The organism is Methylocaldum sp., from assembly GCF_039794385.1.
In the GTDB taxonomy this organism is placed as follows: Bacteria; Pseudomonadota; Gammaproteobacteria; order Methylococcales; family Methylococcaceae; genus Methylocaldum.
In genome coordinates, this window is record NZ_JBDIVO010000049.1 from 1 (window position 1) to 20,661 (window position 20,661).

Annotated in this window: 16 protein-coding genes and 1 pseudogene; 5 read left to right on the forward strand and 12 right to left on the reverse strand. The window is 59.3% G+C overall.

Annotated elements, in window-relative coordinates:
* Positions 1 to 376 (reverse strand): annotated as a pseudogene (locus ABJK70_RS06885) (hypothetical protein); the annotation flags it as partial.
* Positions 377 to 673: 297 nt separating this feature from the next.
* Here ABJK70_RS06885 and ABJK70_RS06890 point away from each other — a divergent pair.
* The 3 genes from ABJK70_RS06890 to ABJK70_RS06900 all read left to right on the forward strand — a co-directional run bounded on the left by ABJK70_RS06890 (position 674) and on the right by ABJK70_RS06900 (position 6,478).
* Complete coding sequence (locus ABJK70_RS06890; protein WP_347257623.1) at positions 674 to 1,819, forward strand: ATP-binding protein; 1,146 nt, start codon at positions 674 to 676, stop codon at positions 1,817 to 1,819.
* Positions 1,819 to 2,262, forward strand: a complete 444-nt coding sequence (locus ABJK70_RS06895; RefSeq protein ID WP_077730133.1) for a response regulator — start codon at positions 1,819 to 1,821, stop codon at positions 2,260 to 2,262. Before ABJK70_RS06890 ends, ABJK70_RS06895 begins: the two co-directional genes overlap by 1 nt.
* Positions 2,263 to 2,569: 307 nt before the next feature.
* Complete coding sequence (locus tag ABJK70_RS06900; RefSeq protein ID WP_133717303.1) at positions 2,570 to 6,478, forward strand: EAL domain-containing protein; 3,909 nt, start codon at positions 2,570 to 2,572, stop codon at positions 6,476 to 6,478.
* An 83-nt stretch (positions 6,479 to 6,561) separates the two neighbouring features.
* Here ABJK70_RS06900 and lnt read toward each other — a convergent pair whose 3' ends face one another.
* The 11 genes from lnt to ABJK70_RS06955 form a co-directional block, all read right to left on the reverse strand.
* Positions 6,562 to 8,058, reverse strand: coding sequence for an apolipoprotein N-acyltransferase (lnt, locus tag ABJK70_RS06905; protein ID WP_347257624.1), 1,497 nt, complete (start codon positions 8,056 to 8,058; stop codon positions 6,562 to 6,564).
* A 13-nt stretch (positions 8,059 to 8,071) separates the two neighbouring features.
* A complete protein-coding gene (locus ABJK70_RS06910; RefSeq protein ID WP_077730130.1) occupies positions 8,072 to 8,938 on the reverse strand; it encodes a transporter associated domain-containing protein in 867 nt (288 codons plus the stop codon).
* Positions 8,935 to 9,390: an rRNA maturation RNase YbeY gene (gene ybeY / locus ABJK70_RS06915; RefSeq protein ID WP_077730129.1), complete on the reverse strand. Its 456-nt coding sequence runs from the start codon at positions 9,388 to 9,390 to the stop codon at positions 8,935 to 8,937. Before ybeY ends, ABJK70_RS06910 begins: the two co-directional genes overlap by 4 nt.
* Positions 9,391 to 9,626: 236 nt before the next feature.
* On the reverse strand, positions 9,627 to 10,604 hold the full coding sequence (locus ABJK70_RS06920; RefSeq protein WP_086135619.1) for a PhoH family protein: 978 nt from the start codon (positions 10,602 to 10,604) through the stop codon (positions 9,627 to 9,629).
* Between the two features lie 13 nt (positions 10,605 to 10,617).
* Entirely contained in the window at positions 10,618 to 11,991 is a 1,374-nt protein-coding gene (gene miaB / locus ABJK70_RS06925; RefSeq protein WP_156881007.1) for a tRNA (N6-isopentenyl adenosine(37)-C2)-methylthiotransferase MiaB, read from the reverse strand.
* A gap of 116 nt (positions 11,992 to 12,107) precedes the next feature.
* On the reverse strand, positions 12,108 to 12,647 hold the full coding sequence (locus tag ABJK70_RS06930) for a hypothetical protein (RefSeq protein ID WP_086135585.1): 540 nt from the start codon (positions 12,645 to 12,647) through the stop codon (positions 12,108 to 12,110).
* Between the two features lie 133 nt (positions 12,648 to 12,780).
* The gene (glcF, locus tag ABJK70_RS06935) at positions 12,781 to 13,986 is read right to left on the reverse strand and encodes a glycolate oxidase subunit GlcF (protein ID WP_077730126.1); all 1,206 of its coding nucleotides are present in this window, start codon (positions 13,984 to 13,986) and stop codon (positions 12,781 to 12,783) included.
* Entirely contained in the window at positions 13,986 to 15,047 is a 1,062-nt protein-coding gene (gene glcE, locus ABJK70_RS06940) for a glycolate oxidase subunit GlcE (RefSeq protein WP_347257625.1), read from the reverse strand. The genes glcF and glcE overlap by 1 nt, the downstream gene beginning before the upstream one ends.
* Positions 15,047 to 16,543, reverse strand: coding sequence for an FAD-linked oxidase C-terminal domain-containing protein (locus ABJK70_RS06945; protein ID WP_347257626.1), 1,497 nt, complete (start codon positions 16,541 to 16,543; stop codon positions 15,047 to 15,049). The genes glcE and ABJK70_RS06945 overlap by 1 nt, the downstream gene beginning before the upstream one ends.
* 3 nt (positions 16,544 to 16,546) lie before the next feature.
* Positions 16,547 to 17,254 carry a rhomboid family intramembrane serine protease gene (locus ABJK70_RS06950; protein WP_077730123.1) on the reverse strand — a complete coding sequence of 236 codons (708 nt, stop codon included), beginning with the start codon at positions 17,252 to 17,254 and terminating at the stop codon, positions 16,547 to 16,549.
* 45 nt (positions 17,255 to 17,299) lie between these two features.
* Positions 17,300 to 18,178 carry a hypothetical protein gene (locus ABJK70_RS06955; protein ID WP_156881011.1) on the reverse strand — a complete coding sequence of 293 codons (879 nt, stop codon included), beginning with the start codon at positions 18,176 to 18,178 and terminating at the stop codon, positions 17,300 to 17,302.
* A gap of 327 nt (positions 18,179 to 18,505) precedes the next feature.
* Here ABJK70_RS06955 and soxC point away from each other — a divergent pair, with 327 nt between their 5' ends.
* The gene (gene soxC / locus ABJK70_RS06960) at positions 18,506 to 19,783 is read left to right on the forward strand and encodes a sulfite dehydrogenase (RefSeq protein WP_156881012.1); all 1,278 of its coding nucleotides are present in this window, start codon (positions 18,506 to 18,508) and stop codon (positions 19,781 to 19,783) included.
* Positions 19,784 to 19,838: 55 nt separating this feature from the next.
* Complete coding sequence (locus tag ABJK70_RS06965; RefSeq protein ID WP_347257627.1) at positions 19,839 to 20,330, forward strand: cytochrome c; 492 nt, start codon at positions 19,839 to 19,841, stop codon at positions 20,328 to 20,330.
* The last annotated feature ends 331 nt before the right edge of the window (positions 20,331 to 20,661 follow it).

The window sequence follows — 20,661 nt, forward strand, 5'->3', positions numbered from 1 at the left end:
GGTCGATCATTGCATTCAGCCCAAGCCGATAGGCATCGAGCGTCAGGGAAATTTTCGGAGGTGGGGCGTGTCTAACGACCGACATGCCGTCTCGATAAGACTCAAAATGATAGACGGCCCATTCGCTCGACGGCGCGAAATTGAATTCATAATACCCTTCGCGGTGCATCAGAAATGCCTCGAAGCAAGTATGCCGCCAAAGGCCGTCGGTGCGTCGTGCAACCCGAGGGCGCGGAATATGCAGACCCGCCACATCCCCTTCGACCGTATACTCGAGGGCGAGCACCCCATCCGATGTCTTCTGCACACGCACCGTGAAACGGCGGATGAGCTCGCAGGGCGTGGACGGGTGACTATTCAACGGAATCGTTTGCATGGGAGGATTATATCCCGAGCCGACCGGGAGCCCGTACAAACCGCGCCGATTGAAGGTCCATGGCTATCCAGTACCGGCTAACCGGATCGACGATTGTCACGGAGCGTATGCGGGTAATGACTTTTTTACACCTAAAAAGGGGATTTTTTCAGATGACAAACGGTCTACGAACCAATAGCGGAACCGAGTACTGAGAACAGCGTTCGTTCGCCGCCTTGGACAGCGGACGAAGTCCGACCAGGAACACCATTATCTGCTTGAGGCATGTCGTCACTAATCGAGTCCGATAACAATCCGATGACAACGGGCTGCCCGTCCGGCGCGATCACCGGAACCGAGAGCTTCCGGGAATTACTGGAAACGGCGCCGGACGCTATAGTCATCGTCGACCGCGGTGGCCGGATCGCATTCGTAAACTCGCAAACCGAGAAATTGTTCGGCTACGACCGCAGCGAACTGCTCGGCCGCAACGTCGATATTCTGATGCCCGATCGTTTCCGCGGCGAACAGGCCGGGCGCAGCAATCCTTTTTTGGACGAATCGGGGGTTCGGCCGATCGATGCCGCATTTGACCTACACGGCCTGCGCCGGGACGGCTCCGAGTTCCCGGCCGATATCGGGCTCAGCGCGCTCGAATCCGAAAACGGCATCCTCGTTATCGCCTCAATCCGAGACATCACGGAGCGCAAGCATTTTGACGAGTCCCTGCGCGAGAAGATTCTCGAATTGGAACGGGCCAATCTGGCCAAGGACCATTTTCTGGCCGGCATGTCCCATGAACTGCGCACGCCGCTCAATGCCATCATCGGCTTCACCGGCACCATGCTGATGAGGCTGCCGGGGCCTCTCACCGCGGCACAGGAAAAACAGCTCCGGATCATTCAGACCAGCGCCAAGCATCTGCTGTCGCTGATCAATGATTTGCTGGACCTCGCCAAGATCGAATCGGGCAAAGTCAAATCCAATCCGGAACCCTTTGTGTGCCAGGAGGCGATTCGGGAGGTCGCCGAAACCCTGCGTCCGATGGCGGAACAAAAAGGCCTCGGACTCGAGATCGAGCTTCCGCGGGACGACATCGTCATCGAAACCGATCGGCGCGCGTTCGTACAAATCCTAATCAATCTCGCGAACAACGCCGTCAAGTTCACCTCACAGGGCAAGATATCGATCGAGTTGAGCCGGCGCCATGAAAACGGCAACACGATGGTCGACGTCAGCGTGCTGGACACCGGCATCGGGATCAAACCGGAAGACCAAGCCAAGCTGTTTCGGGCGTTTACCCAAGTGAACGCCGCCGCCAACCGTCCCTCCGAAGGCACCGGACTGGGCTTGTACCTTTGCCAAAAGCTGGCTTCCCTAATCGGCGGACACATCGATGTACGGAGCGAATACGGTGCCGGCAGTACATTCACCCTAAGCTTGCCGTCAAAGACATCTGGCTGATGCCGGCGCGTATACTCCTCATCGAGGACAATCCCGACAGCATGGATCTAATGGCCTATCTGCTGGAAGCGTATGGGCATGTCACGCTTGCCGCCCGCGACGGCGAAGCGGGTGTGGAGATCGCCCGCCGGGAGCTGCCCGATCTTATTATTTGCGACATCCAGCTGCCCAAGCTGGACGGCTATGGCGTGATTCGGGAACTCAGACGCCGTACCGACCTCCGGAACATTCCCGTGGTGGCAGTTACCGCTTTCGCCATGGCAGGCGATTGCGACGCTCTGCTTGCTGCCGGGTTCGACGGCTATCTCTCCAAACCCATCGAGCCGGAGTCTTTCGTCGGGCAACTGGAACGTTTCTTGCCGAACTATTTGCGTTCCAACTCGCTGGGGTTCGATTTTGACCGACCTGAAGATGCCCAACATGAACGACCGGAGCATTCCTAGAGCGGCCAGAGCCGCGCCAGTCATTCTCATCGCCGCCTGGGCGCCTGGTGCCAAGGCACGGGAACTCATGCCGAGCCAGGGCGTCAACCGCTTGAAACCAATTAATCAGGCCCCTAAATACCCTCCTGGCGTTTACTGGCCATCGCCCAGGCCGGTACACGCCCGGCCTGGGCTCACGCGGCTTGTCGCCGCACCGGGGCGTCCTTGCCCCGAAATAACTCGGCCTACATTTATGGGCCGGGTTAATAAACCCATCGAACCGCTGACTTGCTGAAAATGATCGAGCATTGTCTGGACGGAGCCCGGTATGGCTAAGATTCTGATCGTTGACGACCGCCCCCTAAACCGAGAGTTTCTGGTAACGCTCCTCGGCTACGGCGGCCATCGCCTGCTCGAGGCTTCGGACGGCGCGGAAGCTCTGGACCTCGTCCGAGCCGAGCATCCCGATCTGGTTATCACCGATATCTTGATGCCGGCTATCGACGGATACGAACTGGTAAACCGTCTCCGCGCCGAACCGTCGCTCGCGGATACCCGCGTGATCTTTTACACCGCAACCTACCGCACGCCGGAAGCGCGAAGCTTGGCCGAGGCCTGCGGAGTGACCGCCGTGTTGGCCAAACCCTCCTCGCCCGAGGAAATTCTCGGCGTCGTACAAAACGTGCTCGGGCTGCCCGCGATAGAACCCGACCGTCTGCCCGAGACGGCGACTCAGCGCGGTACGGAGTCGCTCGGCGATATAACCGGCCAACTCACAGGCTACTTCTCCGATATCGAGACGATCCGCCAGTCGGTAGCGCGGATCATCGAGTCCGCACCGGCGGCAGTCGGAGAGCCCGAGTTACGCGACATTGCCGCACGCTTCTCGATGTCCCTGACTCGTCTGCAGGAGATCAGTCTCAGGCTCGCCACGCTCATCGAGTTGGGACTGGAACTTACCTCGGTCCGCGATCCGGAACGGCTGCTCGAGACCTTTTGCCGGGCAGCCCACGACGTCTGTGCCGCCCAATATGCCGTCGTCGGCTTGCTGGAGGAGGACGAGGTACACCTGTGCCGGGTCTACACTCGCGGCATGGAAGACCTAACGATAGATCTTTCGAACTCGTTGCCGCCCAAAAGCGGAATTTTGGCCCGTTTGCTGACCGAACGCCGTCCACTGCGCGTTGCCGGATTGAGCGGCGATCCCGAGGTCTTGGGTCTGCCCGCCGCACACCCGCCGGTCTATTCCCTCCTCGGTTTGCCGATTGCATCCTCGAGCCGACTCTATGGCTGGGTTTATGTCGCCAATAAGGTGGGAGCGGCGGAATTCGACGAAATCGATGAGGATATCGCCGCTACCGTAACGGCCCAGGTGGCGACCGCTTATGAAAATCTCGGATTCTACGACGAATTGCAGCGCCGGGCCGTGGCCTTGCAGCTCGAAATCACCGAACGTAAGCAGGCTCAGGAGTCGTTGCGCAAAACCTTGCGTGCGCGCGCCGTGATGGCCGAATGCAACCACGCGTTGATTCATGCCCGGGAGGAGCACGACCTGTTCGATCAGATGTGCCAAACCATGGTCGAAGCGGGCCACTATCCGATGGCTTGGATCGGCGTGGTCCGCGACGAAGAACACAGAACGCTGGTCCCGGTCGCCCACGCAGGTTGCGAAGTCGGGTGCCTTCAAGAATGGCGATTCACCAAGATGGACACGGACAGCTGTTGCACGCCCGTCGGCAGGGCGATCCGCAGCGGAAGAACGGTTGTCGTGCCGGACCTGGCGATCATTCGGGAATGGCCCGGTTGGCGGGAAAACGTTCTCTCGCGGGGCTATCGCTCCGTCATCGCCCTCCCCCTCAAAACCGACTCCCATACATTTGGCGCCTTAAGCATTTACGACAACGTGCCGGGCGCGTTCGGTCCCGATGAACAGGCCCTGATGGAAGAGCTGGCGGACGATATCGCATACGGCATAGCCAACCTCCGAACCCAAGCAGCCCGCGATCGCGCGGAACGGCGTCTGACGACGCAATACGAAGTAGCCCGGATTTTGGCCGAGTCGGCAACGGTAGCGGAAGCGAGCCCAAAGATTCTGCAAGTGATTTGCGAGACTCTGAACTGGGATGTGGATGTGGGGGCGCTATGGGTGGTGGACGACAGGGCGAAAGTGGCGCGCTGCGCGGGCCTCTGGCGCAGGGACGGTTCCGATACCGAGGAATTCGCAGCGTCCAGCCGGTCGATGAGTTTTGCGCCCGGAGCAGGACTGCCGGGACGCATCTGGATGTCCGCAAAGTCCATCTGGATTGCGGATCTCTCACGGGACCCCAGCTTCTTGCGAGCCTCACTCGCCGGAAATGCCGGGCTCCGCGCCGCATTCGGCTTTCCGATACGCTTCGAGGGCCGGGTGCTCGGAGCCATCGAGTTTTTCAGCCGGGAAATCCGCAAACCCAAGGAAGATTTGATGAACATGTTCACCGCGATCGGCAGCCAAATCGGCCTGTTCGTGGAACGTAAACGTACCGAGGAAGAACTCAAGATTTCCGAAGAAAAACTGAGCAGCATCCTCGGCTCGATAGACAATATCGTTTGGTCTCTCTCGCCGACGACCGGCGAAACGCTTTACGTCAACGCCGCGGCGGAGAAAGTTTGGGGCCGGCCCGTCGCTGACTTCATGAAGAACAAGGACCTCTGGCTGCAAAGCGTCCATCCCGATGACCGGGAGCGGATGCAGAAAACCCTGGGAGAGCTATTGGAGACGGGTACGTTGACCGCGGAATACCGTATTCTGCGTCCGGACGGCGAAATACGCTGGCTGGAAGACCGGGTCAAGGTCATTTACGACAAGGCCGGAAACCCTATGCGTCTCGACGGCGTCGCAAGTGACATTACCGAGCGAAAGAAATATGAGGCCAGCATCGAGTACCTGGCGACCCACGATGCCCTGACTCATTTACCCAACCGCACCCTGCTCGCCGACCGCCTGTCCCAGGCGCTGGCCCACGCCAAGCGCACCGAGCGGCCTTTAGCCTTGCTGTTTCTCGATCTGGACCGGTTCAAGGATGTCAACGATAGCTTCGGCCACGCGCTCGGCGACGCCTTGCTACAGGCCGTCGCCGAGCGTCTCCAGGCGTCCGTCCGCGAGGGCGATACGGTAGCCAGGCAAGGCGGCGACGAATTCCTCATCTTGCTCTCGGATCTCGAAAGAATGGAAGACATCGAGTTCGTAGCCGTCAAGATCTTGCGGGCTATCGCCAAACCTTTCCTGATCGAGGGACGCGAACTGTTCATGAGCGGCAGCATCGGAGCGAGCGTTTATCCCGCCGACGGCGAAGACATGGAGACGCTGCTCAAGCATGCGGACACGGCGATGTACCGAACCAAGGAGGAAGGCGGCAGCGGTTTCAGGCTTTATGCCCGCGAAATGAGCCAGCGCGCGATCGAACGCATCAAAATGGAAAGCGCGTTGCGGCGGGCTTTGGAACAGCAGCAATTCGAGCTCTTTTATCAGCCCAAGGTCGAACTCAGGGGCGGAAGGATCATCGGCTCGGAAGCGCTGATCCGGTGGCGCCATCCGGACTTAGGCTTGGTGTTGCCTTCCCGGTTTATCCCCATGGCCGAGGAAACCGGTTTAATCCACGCGATCGGCTCTTGGGCTCTGAAAACCGCATGTTTGCAGAGCAAAGCCTGGCAGGATGCGGGACTGTCGCCGTTCGACGTCGCCGTCAATCTTTCGGCTAAGCAATTGAAACGCGGAAATCTCGTCAAACTGGTCAACCAGACGCTACGGGAAACCGGACTGGAAGGCCGCTATCTGGAATTGGAATTGACCGAAACCATGGTCATGCACGATCCCGAGCGTTTCATTCCGATTTTGGAGGAATTGAAAGAGTTGGGCGTAAAGCTTTCGGTGGACGATTTCGGAACGGGCTATTCCAGCCTGAGTTATCTCAAGCGGCTACCGTTCGACCGGCTGAAAATAGACCAGTCCTTCGTCCGCGACATCGCAACCGACACCAATGACGCCGTGATCGTGCAGACCGTCATCTCGCTGGGCCACACCCTTGGTCTCAAGGTCATCGCGGAGGGCGTGGAAACCCTGGAACAATTGACTTTCCTCTGCCGGCACAGGTGCGACGACATGCAGGGTTATTATTCGAGCCGTCCGGTCACGGCGGAGCAATTCGGCCGTCTGCTGCGCGAGAACCGAAGGCTGCCATTGCCGTCGATCGCGGCGTAGGGCGTCATGGGATAGGCGCCGATCAACAAGCCTTTGCCGACGAACGCCTAACCAACCCGCGATGTCGGGAAAGGATTCCCGACCTACTCGGCTGACGAATCCGTCTGTAGGATGCGCCGACGACGCCAAGCGGCGAAACTCAAGCCCGTTACCAGAACCACGACGACCGGCCAGTCGCCCCACCGCGCGTAAGGCGTGCTGCCTTCGATGGGCGTGATCGTCCCGGTCACCTGAGTACGCTGAAACAAAGGCGCGGCGACATCGATTTTGCCCTTAGGGCTGATAATCGCGGTTATACCGGTGTTGGTGGCGCGCAGCATGTAACGTCCGGTTTCGAGCGCCCTCATCCGTGCCATCTGCACATGTTGGTGGGGTGCGATAGAGTCGCCGAACCAGGCGTCGTTCGTAACGTTTACGAGATACGCCGCCTGAGGTAGAACGGCCAGCGACTCCTGGCCGAAGATGTCCTCATAGCAGATCGAGGCTGCCAGAGGATGCCCCGCAGCGACCAGAGCCGCTTGGCCGCCGTTTCCGCTGGCGAAATCGGACAGAGGAATTTCCAGAATGTCCAGTATGAAACCCAGCACCGGCCGCAGCGGCAGATATTCTCCGAAAGGTACCAAATGCCGTTTGAAATAGATCCCCGGCGTTTCTCCCAGCGCAACGACCGCATTGAAATAGCGGTCTTGGGTTTGATCGTAAAACGGTACGCCGATCAGGAGATCGGTACCCCGCGCCGCCGCTTCCGTCTCCAGATCGGCAAGAAAGGTCTCCTTGACCTGATGGTAAAACGCCGGAATGGCGGTTTCCGGCCAAACGACCAGCCGCGAACCCCACGATTTCCGTGTCATCTCGGTGTACATTTGCAGCGTTTCCCGCTGGAATTCGGGCTGCCATTTCATGTCTTGAGGCACGTTACCCTGGAGCAAGGTCACCTTGAACGGCTCACCCGCAGGCTGCGTCCAGGAAACGCCGCTCAGCACCCTACCCATGCCGAGCACTAAGACGATCGCGACGGCTATGAGGGTCCGCGGTTTGCGCGCCGAGTGAAATGCCGCGAGGACTCCTCCCGCCACGAAGGCCACCACCCAGCCGATACCGTAGACCCCGAGGACGGGGCCGTAGGCGGCCAACGGGGTGTCGATTTGGCTGTAGCCGACTTGCAGCCACGGAAACCCTGTCAGGAACCAGCCTCGTACCCATTCCCCCAAAATCCAAACGGCCGGGAAAACGATGAGCGATTGATAGATCCGGCTTCCGATGAAAAAGCGACGCGAAAGCCAACCTGCCAGTGCCGGATAAAGCGCCAGGAAGGCCGTGAACACGAAGGTCAGCGCTGCGGCCTCCAGCGGACTGGCGCCGCCGTAATCGTGCATGCTGACGTAGACCCAGGAAACGCCCAGGCCGAATTGTCCCAAGCCGAATAGATAGCCGCGCAAAAACGCCCTCCCCGGCGAGACGTTCAGCCAGCTTGCGAACAAGAGAAATAAGCCGATGACGGCAAGAATGGGATAGTCGAACGGGGCAAACGCCAGCGGCAACAATAGACCGCCGATCAGAGCCAGGATGTCGTAAAACACGGTCAGAATCTTATCAATCCACGCGAGCGCTAGTCTCGGATTGACTTTCGGGCTGGGGCAGAAGGATCAGCTTCAGTAAGTGCACGCGGCGACTGTCGGCCCGCAGCACGATGAAGCGGAAGCGATCGATCTCCACTTTCTCGCCCCTCTTGGGGACATGGCCGAGTTGGTGAACGATCAGCCCCCCGATGGTATCGAATTCATCGTCGTTGAAGTCGACGTAAAAGTAATCGTTGAACTCGTCGATCGGCGTCAGAGCCTTCAACGTATATTCGCGATCGTTCTTCCTGAAAATGTATTCCTCTTCGCCGAAATCGTGCTCGTCCTCGATCTCTCCGACGATCTGTTCCAAGACGTCCTCGATCGTCACCAAACCGGCCGCAGCGCCGTACTCGTCGACCACGATAGCCATGTGACTGCGGGTCGTACGGAATTCTTTGAGCAGCACGTTGAGTCGTTTGCTTTCCGGGACGAATTGGGCGGGACGCATGATTTCCTTTACCCGCTTCGTCTTGTCCTTGAGGCTGTGAATCAAAAGGTCCTTCACCAGAAGAATGCCGACCACTTCGGTACGATCCTCTCCAATGACGGGATAGCGGGAATGGGCGGACTCGGCCACCAACGGAAATATCGTCTCCAGTTCCGCATCCTGCGAAACCACGACCATTTGGGCTCTGGGAATCATGATGTCACGGACCTTGAGTTCCGAGACTTGCATGACCCCTTCGATCATCGAAAGCGCTTCCAGCTCGATCAGATTCCGCTTCTGAGCAGCGCGCAACAATTCCAATAAATCCTCGCGGTCCTCGGGCTCACCCGTGAAGAAAAGGCCTAGTCGTTCGAGCCAACTTCGATGCTCGCCCGTTTGCTCCTCGTTCATGACGTGATGATCTCCTCATAGGGATTGGGAAATCCTAGATCATTGAGAATAGCGATCTCTTCCGCCTCCATGACGGCGGCGTCGCTTTCCGAGATGTGATCATAACCTTGCAGGTGCAGCACACCGTGCACCACCATATGCGCCCAGTGGGCTTCGAGTGTTTTGCCTTGCTCGCGCGCTTCGCGCTCGACGACGGCGGCACAGATGACGAGATCGCCCAGCAACTGATTGGGAACGCCTTCCGGCACTTCAAAAGGAAAACTGAGAATATTCGTCGGTCCGGCCTTGTGCCGGTAATGCTCGTTCAATTCGGCGCTTTCCGTCTCGTCCACAATCCGTATGACTAACTCGGCATCCTCCCGTTTCGCCGCCGCGCTCGCCCAGTGCAGAAATTTTCCGTCTTCCGGGACCCACTGCCGCACTGTGGCGTGCTGGACTTCGACGCTTATCATCCTAGAAACGGCAGTTGGACGCGCGCGAGTGTGCGGCGGACGGGCCGGATGGCAAGGCGCGACGCCGCCGTGGGGCCGTCCCCCACAAGAAGGAGCAACGCCGCCAGGCGGCCCGTCCGCCGTGCAATCGCGCGCGTAGTGGTTTCACCGAACAGGTGAGATCGGTACACGGTTGGACACTTATAATTCATTGGACTTTTCTGATGCATCGAAGCGGTCAACTGCCGTTTCTAGGATCATGCTGATCGATCGGTCACATTCGCTCGCTCGTAGGCCTCGTAAGCGGCGACGATACGTTGCACCAGAGGATGGCGCACGACGTCCTGAGACGTAAAGAAGGTAAAGCTGATGCCTTCGACATCGCGCAAGACCTCCAAGACATGTCTTAGCCCCGATTCCTTGTTGCGTGGCAGGTCGATCTGGGTAATGTCGCCGGTGATCACGGCCTTGGAACCGAACCCCACCCGGGTCAGAAACATCTTGATCTGCTCGACGGTCGTGTTCTGCGCCTCGTCCAGGATGATGAACGACTCGTTCAAGGTGCGTCCGCGCATGAACGCGAGAGGCGCCACCTCGATCACGTTGCGCTCGATGAGCTTGGCCACCCGCTCGAAACCCAGCATTTCGTAGAGAGCGTCGTACAAGGGCCGCAAATAAGGATCCACCTTTTGCGCCATGTCGCCCGGCAAGAAGCCCAACTTCTCGCCGGCTTCGACCGCCGGACGCGCGAGAATCAGGCGCCTGACTTCGTCCCGTTCCAAGGCGGCAACGGCACAAGCCACGGCCAGATAGGTCTTGCCCGTTCCGGCGGGGCCGACGCCGAAGTTGATATCGTGGCTCTGGATATTCTTGAGATAACGCTGCTGATTGGCGCCTTTCGGCTTGATCGCGCCACGCTTGGTTCGGATGGCGAGCGGTTCGACCTCGTCGCCGGCACTTTCCAGCATGGCGGCGATATTGGAGTCCTGCAAGGACAGATGGACGCGCTCGGGCGTCATCACCTCGTGCGAGGTCGCATCGAACAGGCTTTGAAGCACTTTGTACGCGGCCTGCACCGGTTTGCCGGAGCCTATGATTTCGAACTGATTGCCGCGGTTGGCGATCTCCACGCCCAGCCGTCTTTCGATCTGGCGCAGATGTTCATCGAATTGGCCACACAAACTGGCCAGCCGCTCGTTGTCGGCGGGTTCTAAAGTGAGATGCAAGGAGTTCAGATGATTAAGCAAGTTATGCGGTGAGACCGCTGGTCTCGTGGGTTGAAAAATCGGGAGCCGAGGTGTTTACCCATCTGCCCCGCAGCGAGTTGGGCAGTGCTTCGACGATCAGGACATCCAGAAATTGACCGGTTAGCTTCGACGGGCCCGAGAAATTGACTACCCGGTTGTTCTCGGTACGTCCGCTCAGTTGAGCGTAATCCTTTTTCGAAAGGCCCTCGACCAATATACGCTGCACCGTATTGACCATGCCGAGGGAAATTTCCGCCGACATTTCGTTGATTCTCGTCTGCAACCGGGCCAAGCGTTCCTTTTTCACCGTCATGGGCACATCGTCTGTCATTTCGGCCGCCGGCGTACCGGGACGGGGACTGTAAATAAAGCTGTAAGAATGATCGAAACCCAGAGTTTCTATCATATCCATGGTCTCTTCGAAGTCCTGTTCGGTTTCGCCGGGAAATCCGACGATAAAATCCGACGACAAACTGAGGTTGGGTCTGACCTCCCGCAGCCTCTGGATTTTCTCGATGTACTCTTCGCGGGTATGTCCGCGTTTCATCAAGCTCAAAACTCGGTTGCTGCCGCTTTGTACGGGGAGATGCAAATGGTCTGCCAGTTTTGGAATTTCCGCGTAAGCTTCGATTAGACTGTCGGTAAATTCCACCGGGTGAGACGTGGTGAATCGAATGCGCTCTATACCGTCGATCGCAGCCACGTAATTCAGCAGCAAAGCAAAATCGGCGATTTCGCCGTCGGCCATCACACCTCGGTACGCATTGACGTTCTGTCCCAACAACACCACCTCGCGCACGCCCTGCTCCGTCAAAGCGACGATTTCCGCGATCACGTCGTCCAAAGGACGGCTGATCTCTTCGCCCCGCGTGTAAGGTACGACACAAAACGTACAATATTTGCTGCACCCTTCCATGATCGAGACAAAGGCTTTGGGTCCTTCCGCGCGCGGCTCCGGAAGCGCATCGAACTTTTCGATCTCCGGGAAAGAAACATCGATGGCGGGCGCTCTATCCTTTCTTACTTTGTCCAGCAGTTCCGGCAGCCTATGCAGGGTCTGCGGACCGAAAACCATATCGACATAGGGGGCGCGCCGCTGCAAGGCCTCCCCTTCCTGGCTGGCGACACAACCGCCGACGCCTATGACGACGCCGGGTTTCTTGTCCTTGAGCGGGCGCCAGCGTCCCAATTCCGAAAAAACCTTTTCTTGTGCCTTTTCCCGGACTGAACAGGTATTCAGCAGCAAGACATCGGCTTCCTCGGGGTCGTTGGTCAGCTCGAAGCCATGGGAAGCATGGAGTACGTCGCGCATCTTCGCGGAATCGTACTCGTTCATTTGGCAACCAATGGTTTCTATGAAAAGTTTTTGGGTCATTCTCGGCAGGAAAACGAATCGGTGGCCAAATTTTACCAAAATTAGCCACCGATCGTTTGTTCCAAACGACCTAGTATCGCGTGAATACCGAGGGCCAAGCGTAAAGGATTAATAATTCAGGCAGGTGTCGTTTTGGCAAACTCGAACGGATTGACGAAAGTCGAGCCCACCCGCATCAGCCGTGCTTCCGGATGCTTTTCCCCCATCAGCGAGCGGACGCTCTCCTCCTGGTCGCGGCGCACGTCGATCATGATCAGATATTTCCCGGCGTTAATGTCGTCGTGGTACTGGGCTATGGCGTGATTCTCCGTAGCCAAGCCGCTCAAACCGCCTACCCAGGCTCCGAAGAGCGTGATGAAGCCGAAGATCGCAACATAGACCAAGCCGCTGACGTCCGATCCGAAGGGCTCAGCGGCCATGACATACGCCGTAGCTAACAATGCAACGATGCCGCCTATCACCGCCCCGCGTTCGCCGGATCGGATAACGTCATGTTTTTGAATGAGATTTGCAGCGTGTATATGACGTCGGTAAAGGCCTGCCTCGTCTTTGCTGACGACATGAAAATGCCAGTCGGTAATGCCTGCCTGGTGCATATCGTTCGAAATCTGCTCGGTGCTGTCGAGATTACTGGTGAGATAGTACATACGCTTCATGACCGTCCTCCTGATTGCTGATTGACACAACTCGCTACATGAAGGAAACAATTCATTTCTTGATATCGGCGTCGGTTTAGCATTCGACAATCGAGCTTGTCAAGAGGTCAGCGTCGCGACGAAAGTTGCGGAATTACGGCTGAAGCAATTCGATCCAGTGACGGACCGGCACCTTGGCCCTGGACCGCAAATGAGCCCAGCAGCCTATGTTGGCGGTCGCGATGCACTCCGGCCGGCCTTGTTCGAGACCTCGGATTTTCTCGACCAAAAGCCGCCGGGAAAGCTCCGGCTGCAGCAACGAGTACGTTCCGGCCGAACCGCAGCAGAGATGGGGCTGGTCGACGGGAGTCAGCTCGAACCCCAATCCCGACAGCAGGCTTTCGACCAATCCGCTCAATTTCTGGCCGTGCTGGAGCGTGCAGGGCGAATGGAACGCGATTCGGCGTTCATTCGATCTCCTGAGCGGGGACAAGTCCTCGCCGGCCAAGACCTCGCCGATATCCTTCGCCAGCGCGGAGATGCGTTCGGCCTTCGCGGCGTACCGTGGGTCGTGCTTGAGCACGTCGACATATTCCTTCAGCATCACCCCGCAGCCGCTGGCGGTGCTGACGATCGCCTCCGCCCCCCGTTCGATATGCGGCCACAGGGCGTCTATGTTGCGCCGCATGAACGCCGCGCCTTCCTCGTGTGCCGCCAGATGATGGCTCAGTGCCCCGCAGCAGCCGCTCCCCTGGACGCGAATCGCGCTGATGCCGATTCTGTCCAGGACATTCGCGGCGGCGGCGTCGACGGCCGGTGCCATCACTGGTTGCACGCAACCTTTCAGGATCAGCACCCTGCGGGCATGTCTCGCGGGCGGCCACGCCGGGCTCCAAGTCTTGGGAGGGATCTTGGCACGGACCGCCGCCGGCAGCACGGGCCGAGCCAGCCTGGCAAGCCCCACGAGCAGGCCGAAGCGCTCGGGATACGGCATCAGCTTGCGCAGAGCCAGCCGCTGAACGCGTTGCAGCCAGGGACGCCGGACTTTCTCCTCGAGTATTCCCCGCCCGATATCGGCCAGCCTGCCGTACCGAACGCCGGACGGGCAGGTCGTTTCGCAAGCCCGGCAGGTCAGGCAGCGGTCCAGGTGCAATTGCGTCTTGGCCGTGACCGGCTGTCCTTCCAACATCTGTTTCAGCAGATAAATGCGGCCGCGCGGACCGTCCAGTTCATCCCCCAAAAGCTGGTAGGTCGGGCACGTGGCCGTACAGAATCCGCAATGCACGCAATTTCTGAGAATCGCGTCAGCTTCCCGACCATCGGGCGTGTCTTTGACGAAATCGGCCAGCCTGGTTTGCATCAGAGGTCCTCGTAAAGCCGTGCGGGGTTGAACAAGCCCATGGGATCGAAGGCCCGCTTCAGACTCGCATGCAAAGCTTTCAAACCGTTCGGCAATGGCTGAAACACCCGCCCGTCGCCGGATCGACCTCGAAACAAGCTCGCATGACCGGCGGCCGCTTCCGCCGCCCGGAATACGTTCTCCGACGGAGCGCCGGTCTTCAGCCAGCGCAGCGCGCCGCCCCAGTCGTAGAACCACGTACCCGGCAAATCCAGAGCCGGGGTGGCCGGTGCCAGGGATATCCGCCAAAGGTTGCCGTCGGCGCGGAAGAATTCGTGACGCTGCTCGCGCAAGTCCCGCCAGAACTCGTCCCCCTCGGCGCAAACGTCGCCGCCGAATTTTCGGTATACGGCATCGACGGCCCGGTCCGAACCCGACAACCGCGCATAGATTCGGCTGCCGTCATAGGCCAATCCGGACAGCGGCCACGGCTGGGAACACCACAGATTCATGGTGTTCAAGGCTTCTTCGATGCTCCGTTCGAAACACACGGTCAACTCGCGCTCGGGTTTGGGCGACACTTTGAGCGACGCCTCCAGGATCACGCCCAACGTGCCCATGGCGCCTACCATGAGCCTTGAAATGTCGAAACCGGCGACGTTTTTCATGACTTCGCCGCCGAACGAAAGCATTTCGCCCTTGCCGTTCAGGATCCTGCAACCCAGCATGCAATCGCGCGCTGAGCCCGCGAAAGGCCGACGGGGACCGGAAAATCCGCAGGCCAGCGTGCCTCCCAGGGTTGCGTTCTCGCCGAGATGAGGCGGTTCGAAAGGCAGCATCTGGCCGCACTCGGCTAGAACGGATTCAATGTCGGACAGCCGCGTGCCGCAGCGCACGGTCAGCACCAACTCGGTCGGCTCGTAGCGCAGGACTCCGGCGTGTCCGGCCGTTCCCAGCACGCTGCCGGACGACGGTCTGCCATAAAAGGTCTTGCTCCCGCTGCCGACGATCGTGAGCGGCGTTCCGGAATCCGTCGCCTCCGCTACGGCTTGACGAAGACTCTCACTGAGATCGGCGTCCATCAGAAACGTTCCAGCTCGGGATGAGCGACACGTCCGCGATGAACGTGCATCGCGCCGAATTCGGCGCACCGGTGCAGGGTCGGAACCGCTTTTCCAGGATTGAGCAGCCCGGCGGGATCGAAAGCCGCTTTGACCGAGTGGAATTGCGCCAGTTCAGCGGCCCGGAACTGAACGCACATCTGATTGATCTTTTCGATCCCGACGCCGTGTTCGCCGGTAATGGTCCCGCCGACCTCGACGCAAGCCTCCAGGATTTTCCCGCCCAGCTCTTCGACGCGCTCCAGCTCTCCGGGATTGTTTGCATCGTACAAGATGAGCGGATGCAGATTGCCGTCGCCGGCATGAAACACATTGCCGACGACCAGCCCGTATTGCGCCGAGAGTTCCGAAATCCGGCGCAATACTTCGGGCAAACGCTTGCGCGGAATCGTGCCGTCCATGCAGTAATAATCGGGAGAAATGCGCCCAGCCGCCGGAAATGCCGCCTTGCGGCCCGCCCAGAATGTCTTGCGCTCGGCCTCGCTGGTCGATTGACGGACCTCGGTCGCGCCTTCCGCCCGGAAAATTTCCCGCGCCTTGAGAAGATCGCTTTCGACCTGCTCGGCAATACCGTCGAATTCGCAGAGCACGATCGCCGCGGCGCCGGTCGGATAGCCCGCATGCAGGAAGTCTTCCACCACCCGAATGGTGATGTTGTCCATCATTTCGAGGCCGGCCGGAAGCAAGCCGGCGCCGATGATGGCGGCCACCGCCCCGCCCGCCTCCTCGACGCTGTCGAAGGATGCCAAAAGCACCTGTGCGCAAGGGGGAATCGGAAGCAGCTTCACGGTAATCTCGACGATCACGCCCAATAAGCCCTCGGAACCGGTGATCAGCGCCAGCAGATCGTAACCTGGACTGTCGTACCCCGATCCGCCCAGCACAACGAGCTCGCCGTCCATGGTCACGACCCGGACCTGGAGGACGTTATGGACGGTCAATCCGTACTTGAGACAATGGACGCCGCCCGAGTTCTCCGCGACGTTACCGCCGATGGTGCAGGCGATCTGCGAGGACGGATCGGGCGCGTAGTAAAGCCCGTAAGGCGCGGCGGCTTCCGAGATGGCGAGATTGCGGACGCCCGGCTGGACTCGGGCGGTCCGGTTCGCGCGGTCGATTTCGATGATCCGGTTGAATTTGGCGAGGCTCAGCAAGACGCCGTTGGCGATAGGCAAGGCCCCGCCGGAAAGCCCGGTACCCGCACCCCGCGCGACCACGGGCACGCCGTGCTCCCGGCACAGCCGAACTACGGCTTGCACCTCTTCTATCGTTTCCGGCAAAGCGACGATCCAAGGCAGCTCCCGATAGGCGGAAAGCCCGTCGCATTCATAGGGGCGGAGATCTTCCGTATCGAACAGCAGGCGCCCTCTCTCGATATGCTCGCTCAAGAGGCAGAGAAAATGGTTCCGGTCGACGCGATGGGCAATCCGTTCGGACGGATGGACGCGATAAGTCATGAATCAGGTCGAATGCCTTCTGTAATACGAGTCGTCCTTCCGTCCGGAGAGCAAAAAGAGACGATACGACAACATACCGGCTATGAAACCGCCGAGATGCCCGAACCAGGCGACATCGGCGAAAGGCTCGTCGGATGGCAGACCGACGGTGACTTTATAAAGCTGTATCATCACCCAAATTCCCAAAAAGGCGATAGCCGGCACCTCCACGAACCAGGGCAGGAAGAACATCCAGATCACCACGCGAGCGTACGGAAACAGGAAATAATAGGCCCCCATGACACCCGCTATGGCGCCGGAAGCTCCGATCGTCGGGATATTGGAATGGGAGTTGGTGTAAATATGCACCGCTCCGGCAATCAAACCGCAGAGCAGATAAAAGGCCAGAAACCTCACGCCTCCCATGCGGTCCTCGACGTTGTCTCCGAATATCCAAAGCAACCAAAGGTTGAGAACCAGATGGAGCGCTCCGCCATGAATGAACATACTGCTCACGAACGGCGTGTAGTCGCCGGCCGGGTACCCCACCCTGGCCGCCCACTCGGGATTCGTATACCGCGCCGGCACCAGCCCATGGAAATTCAGAAAAAAGTACAAGTCTTGTTCGGACAGCGACTGGGTGTAGGCAAAAACGGCCAGATTCAGCACGATCAGCGTCCAGGTCATCCATGGCGTATACCGGGTCGGAATGGTGTCCCGATAAGGAATCATCGCTCGATCCTGATTAGCAATCCGCGCGCCTGACGCATCACCGACTCACCTTTTCCTTACTCGGGTCCGAAAATCGATCAAGGCATCGAAGGCACCGACCAACGCAAGTCCCACGACGGCATATTGAGGCGCGAATATCAAAGCCACATACGGCGGTGCCGACCATGTCCAGTGCAAACGGCGAAAGGCGACCAGGGCGTGCACGATCGCCAATCCGGCGAAGAAATAAATCATCACGGCGACCATGAGGAGATCGGCGACCAAGATCGGGCTCACCGTACCCGACGCCCAAATTGCGCCGACGACCACCGGTAAAGCGAGCCGCGGCAGTCGAAGACGCTGAAACTCGGGACCGAATCCGCCGGGATTGTAGACCAGGGATTGCAGCCAACGGGCGCACAACAGGCTGAACATCAGGCCGATCCCGTAAAGCACGGCGATCAGACCATTCATCAGGCGCAAGGTTCCGTCCCGCTCGAACCCCTGAACGGTGGCACCGGGCACCGCGGCGACAGCCCGCCTCAGCCATGACTGCCAGAAGGCGACCACATCGCCGGTAACCAAATGCATTCCCAAGACGAACAGACCGACCGTCAGTCCCACCACAAGCAGCGCCAGCCCCTGGGACTCCGTGCGCCGCAAAACTTCCGCGCAAATCAGCAGCGGCAGCCAGATCGCAAACACGACCGGGAAATTCAATCCCGGCCTGAGCTCCATCAGAAAAAAGCCGGCCCCGACCACGACCGCGGCACCGATCGCCACGACCGCGCCTTCCAGCCAGCCTTTGCGTAATGCGACCAAACCGAGCGCCGCAGCGCTGAGCAAGGCGAACGGAAGCACCTTCAGCGACAAAACACCGAACAACCCGGCTATTGCGATCGCATGCAGCCGGCTTCGCATGATAAAGGCTGCAAAGTCACGCATCGTCGGACACCCGTTTCACGGTATCGACTGAACTACGGCCGCTCTGACCAGGTTTCTTGTTTTTTTGTATTGCCTTAGCCATAGATGTTTCATCAAAAATTATTCTTTATCCGGCCGCAGGCCATCCTGTCCTGCATCCGCACACCCATTCGGTTTTCGATTTCTGAACGAATCTTACTGATTCTCGCCTGAAAGGCGAAATTTCTTATCGTGGCCGACGACGACAACATGGCGTCCGGAGATCGGCGACCATGAAAAACCGTGGTGCTTTGCGCCTCCCGATCGGAGTAAGATCGACAGCCGATTTCTTCCGAAAAAGGATGCGCAATGAGCGACCAAGAGGCACGTGAGCCGGGGCTGTTGCAGCCCGTGGCGGGTGGCGGTTTGCTGGACCGCAGGCTGTTTCTGAAAAAAGGACTGGCGTTCGGCGCCGGCGCCGCACTCGTCGGGCACATGCGCCAAGGTCTGGCCGAAGAACCGCCTTGGATGAAGACGCCGGGCGAACCTTTCACCAATTACGGCCGCCCCTCGCCTCACGAAAAAGAGGCCATACGCTGGATCTCGGCCAATTCCGGCGCGCCGGGCAATGGCATTTCCTGGACCCCTCTGCATAAACTCGAAGGCATCGTCACGCCCAACGGTCTTCATTTCGAACGGCACCATAATGGCGTGCCGCAGATCGATCCGCACCAACATCGCCTATTGATTCACGGGCTGGTCGAAAATCCGCTGTCTTTCGGCATCGAAGACCTGTTGCGCTACCCGATGGTCTCCCGCCTCTGCTTCGTCGAATGCGGGGGCAACAGCAATGCCGGCTGGCACGAGGAGCCCATACAGACGCCCGTCGGCTATTTTCATGGTCTGGCCTCGTGCAGCGAGTGGACCGGCGTTCCGCTCGCCGTCATCCTGGACGAGGCCGGCCTGCGGCCCGACGCCCGCTGGCTCATCGCCGAAGGCGCGGACGCCGCCGCGATGAACATCAGCATTCCGGTCGAAAAAGCCATGGATGACGCGATTCTCGCGCTTTATCAGAACGGCGAACGCTTGCGCCCGGAGAACGGTTACCCGTTGCGACTGATACTGCCGGGATGGGAAGCGGTTCTCAGCGTCAAATGGCTGCGCCGCTTGCAGGCGGCGAATCAGCCGGTGATGGCCCGCAACGAAACCGCCAAGTACACCGAATTGCTGCCTTCCGGCAAGGCGCGGCAATTCACGTTCGTCATGGATGCGAAGTCGATCATCACCTTTCCCTCGCCCGGCCAGCATCTACGAGGTCCAGGCCTTTACCAGATCAGCGGCTTGGCCTGGAGCGGCCGGGGCCGGATCAAGCGGGTCGACATCTCGGCCGACGGCGGACGCAGTTGGGCGGAAGCGGCGCTGCAGGAACCGGTTTTGCCGCAATGTTTTACCCGTTTCCGCCTGCCGTGGCGCTGGGACGGCTCTCCCTTGGTGCTCAAAAGCCGCGCCGTGGACGAAACCGGCTATGTCCAGCCGGAGCGCCGGGCGCTCATTGCAGAACGCGGGCGGCACGGTTATTTCCACTACAACGCCATCGTCAGTTGGGCGGTAGCCGCCGATGGCACTGTGAGCCATGTCTATGCGTAACGATCGTAACCGAAGCGGGCCACGGTGGTTGGCCCCGGCACTACTTTTGTTCGTCATGACTGCCGCGGTCGCCGCCGCGCCGGAAGGCCCCAAGCTCGGCCGCCCCGCATCGCCCGGTGAGATTGCGGATCAGGACATCAACGTCTTCCCCGACGGCGCCGGACTTCCGGCCGGCAAAGGCACGGCTCTCGAAGGCAAAGCCATCTACGACACGAAGTGCGCATCGTGCCACGGGCCCAAAGGCATGGGCGGAAGCGCCGGCGAACTGGCCGGGGGCGGCTCTTTAACCGGCCCCCATCCGGACAAAAACATCGGCACTTATTGGCCTTACGCAACCACCCTGTTCGATTTCATCCGCCGCTCGATGCCCTTGGACGCACCCCGCAGTCTAAGCGAGGACCAGGTTTACGCGGTCACGGCTTACCTTTTGCATATTAACGGTATTGTCGACGAACGGGCGGAAATGAATGCGGGAACATTGCCTCGGGTCGTGATGCCGAATCGGGATGGTTTCGTGCAGGTTTGGCCGGGCGAAAAAGCGGAATAAAAACCCTCTCGGCGCTTGAGGCCAGGGCTCGCACCGAGCTTGTCGAAGAGTTTCAAGACCTGCTTGGATAGGCTGTAATTCAAAATCGCTTTCAATCAGGAATTCATTTTGTAGGATGGGTAGAGCGAAGCGAAACCCATCGATGGTGGGTTAGGCCGCGCGGCCGTAACCCACTGAGCAGTCTCGGATCGGTGGGTTACGCTCCGCTAACCCACCCTCTCATAGCCCAGTCAAGTCCCAAATTTCTGGTTTCACGGGGTCCTCTTTGGCCGCACGAAACCTGGGCGCCTTCAAAAACCTGAAAGGCGCGGAGTGGAATCGTACGGTCGGT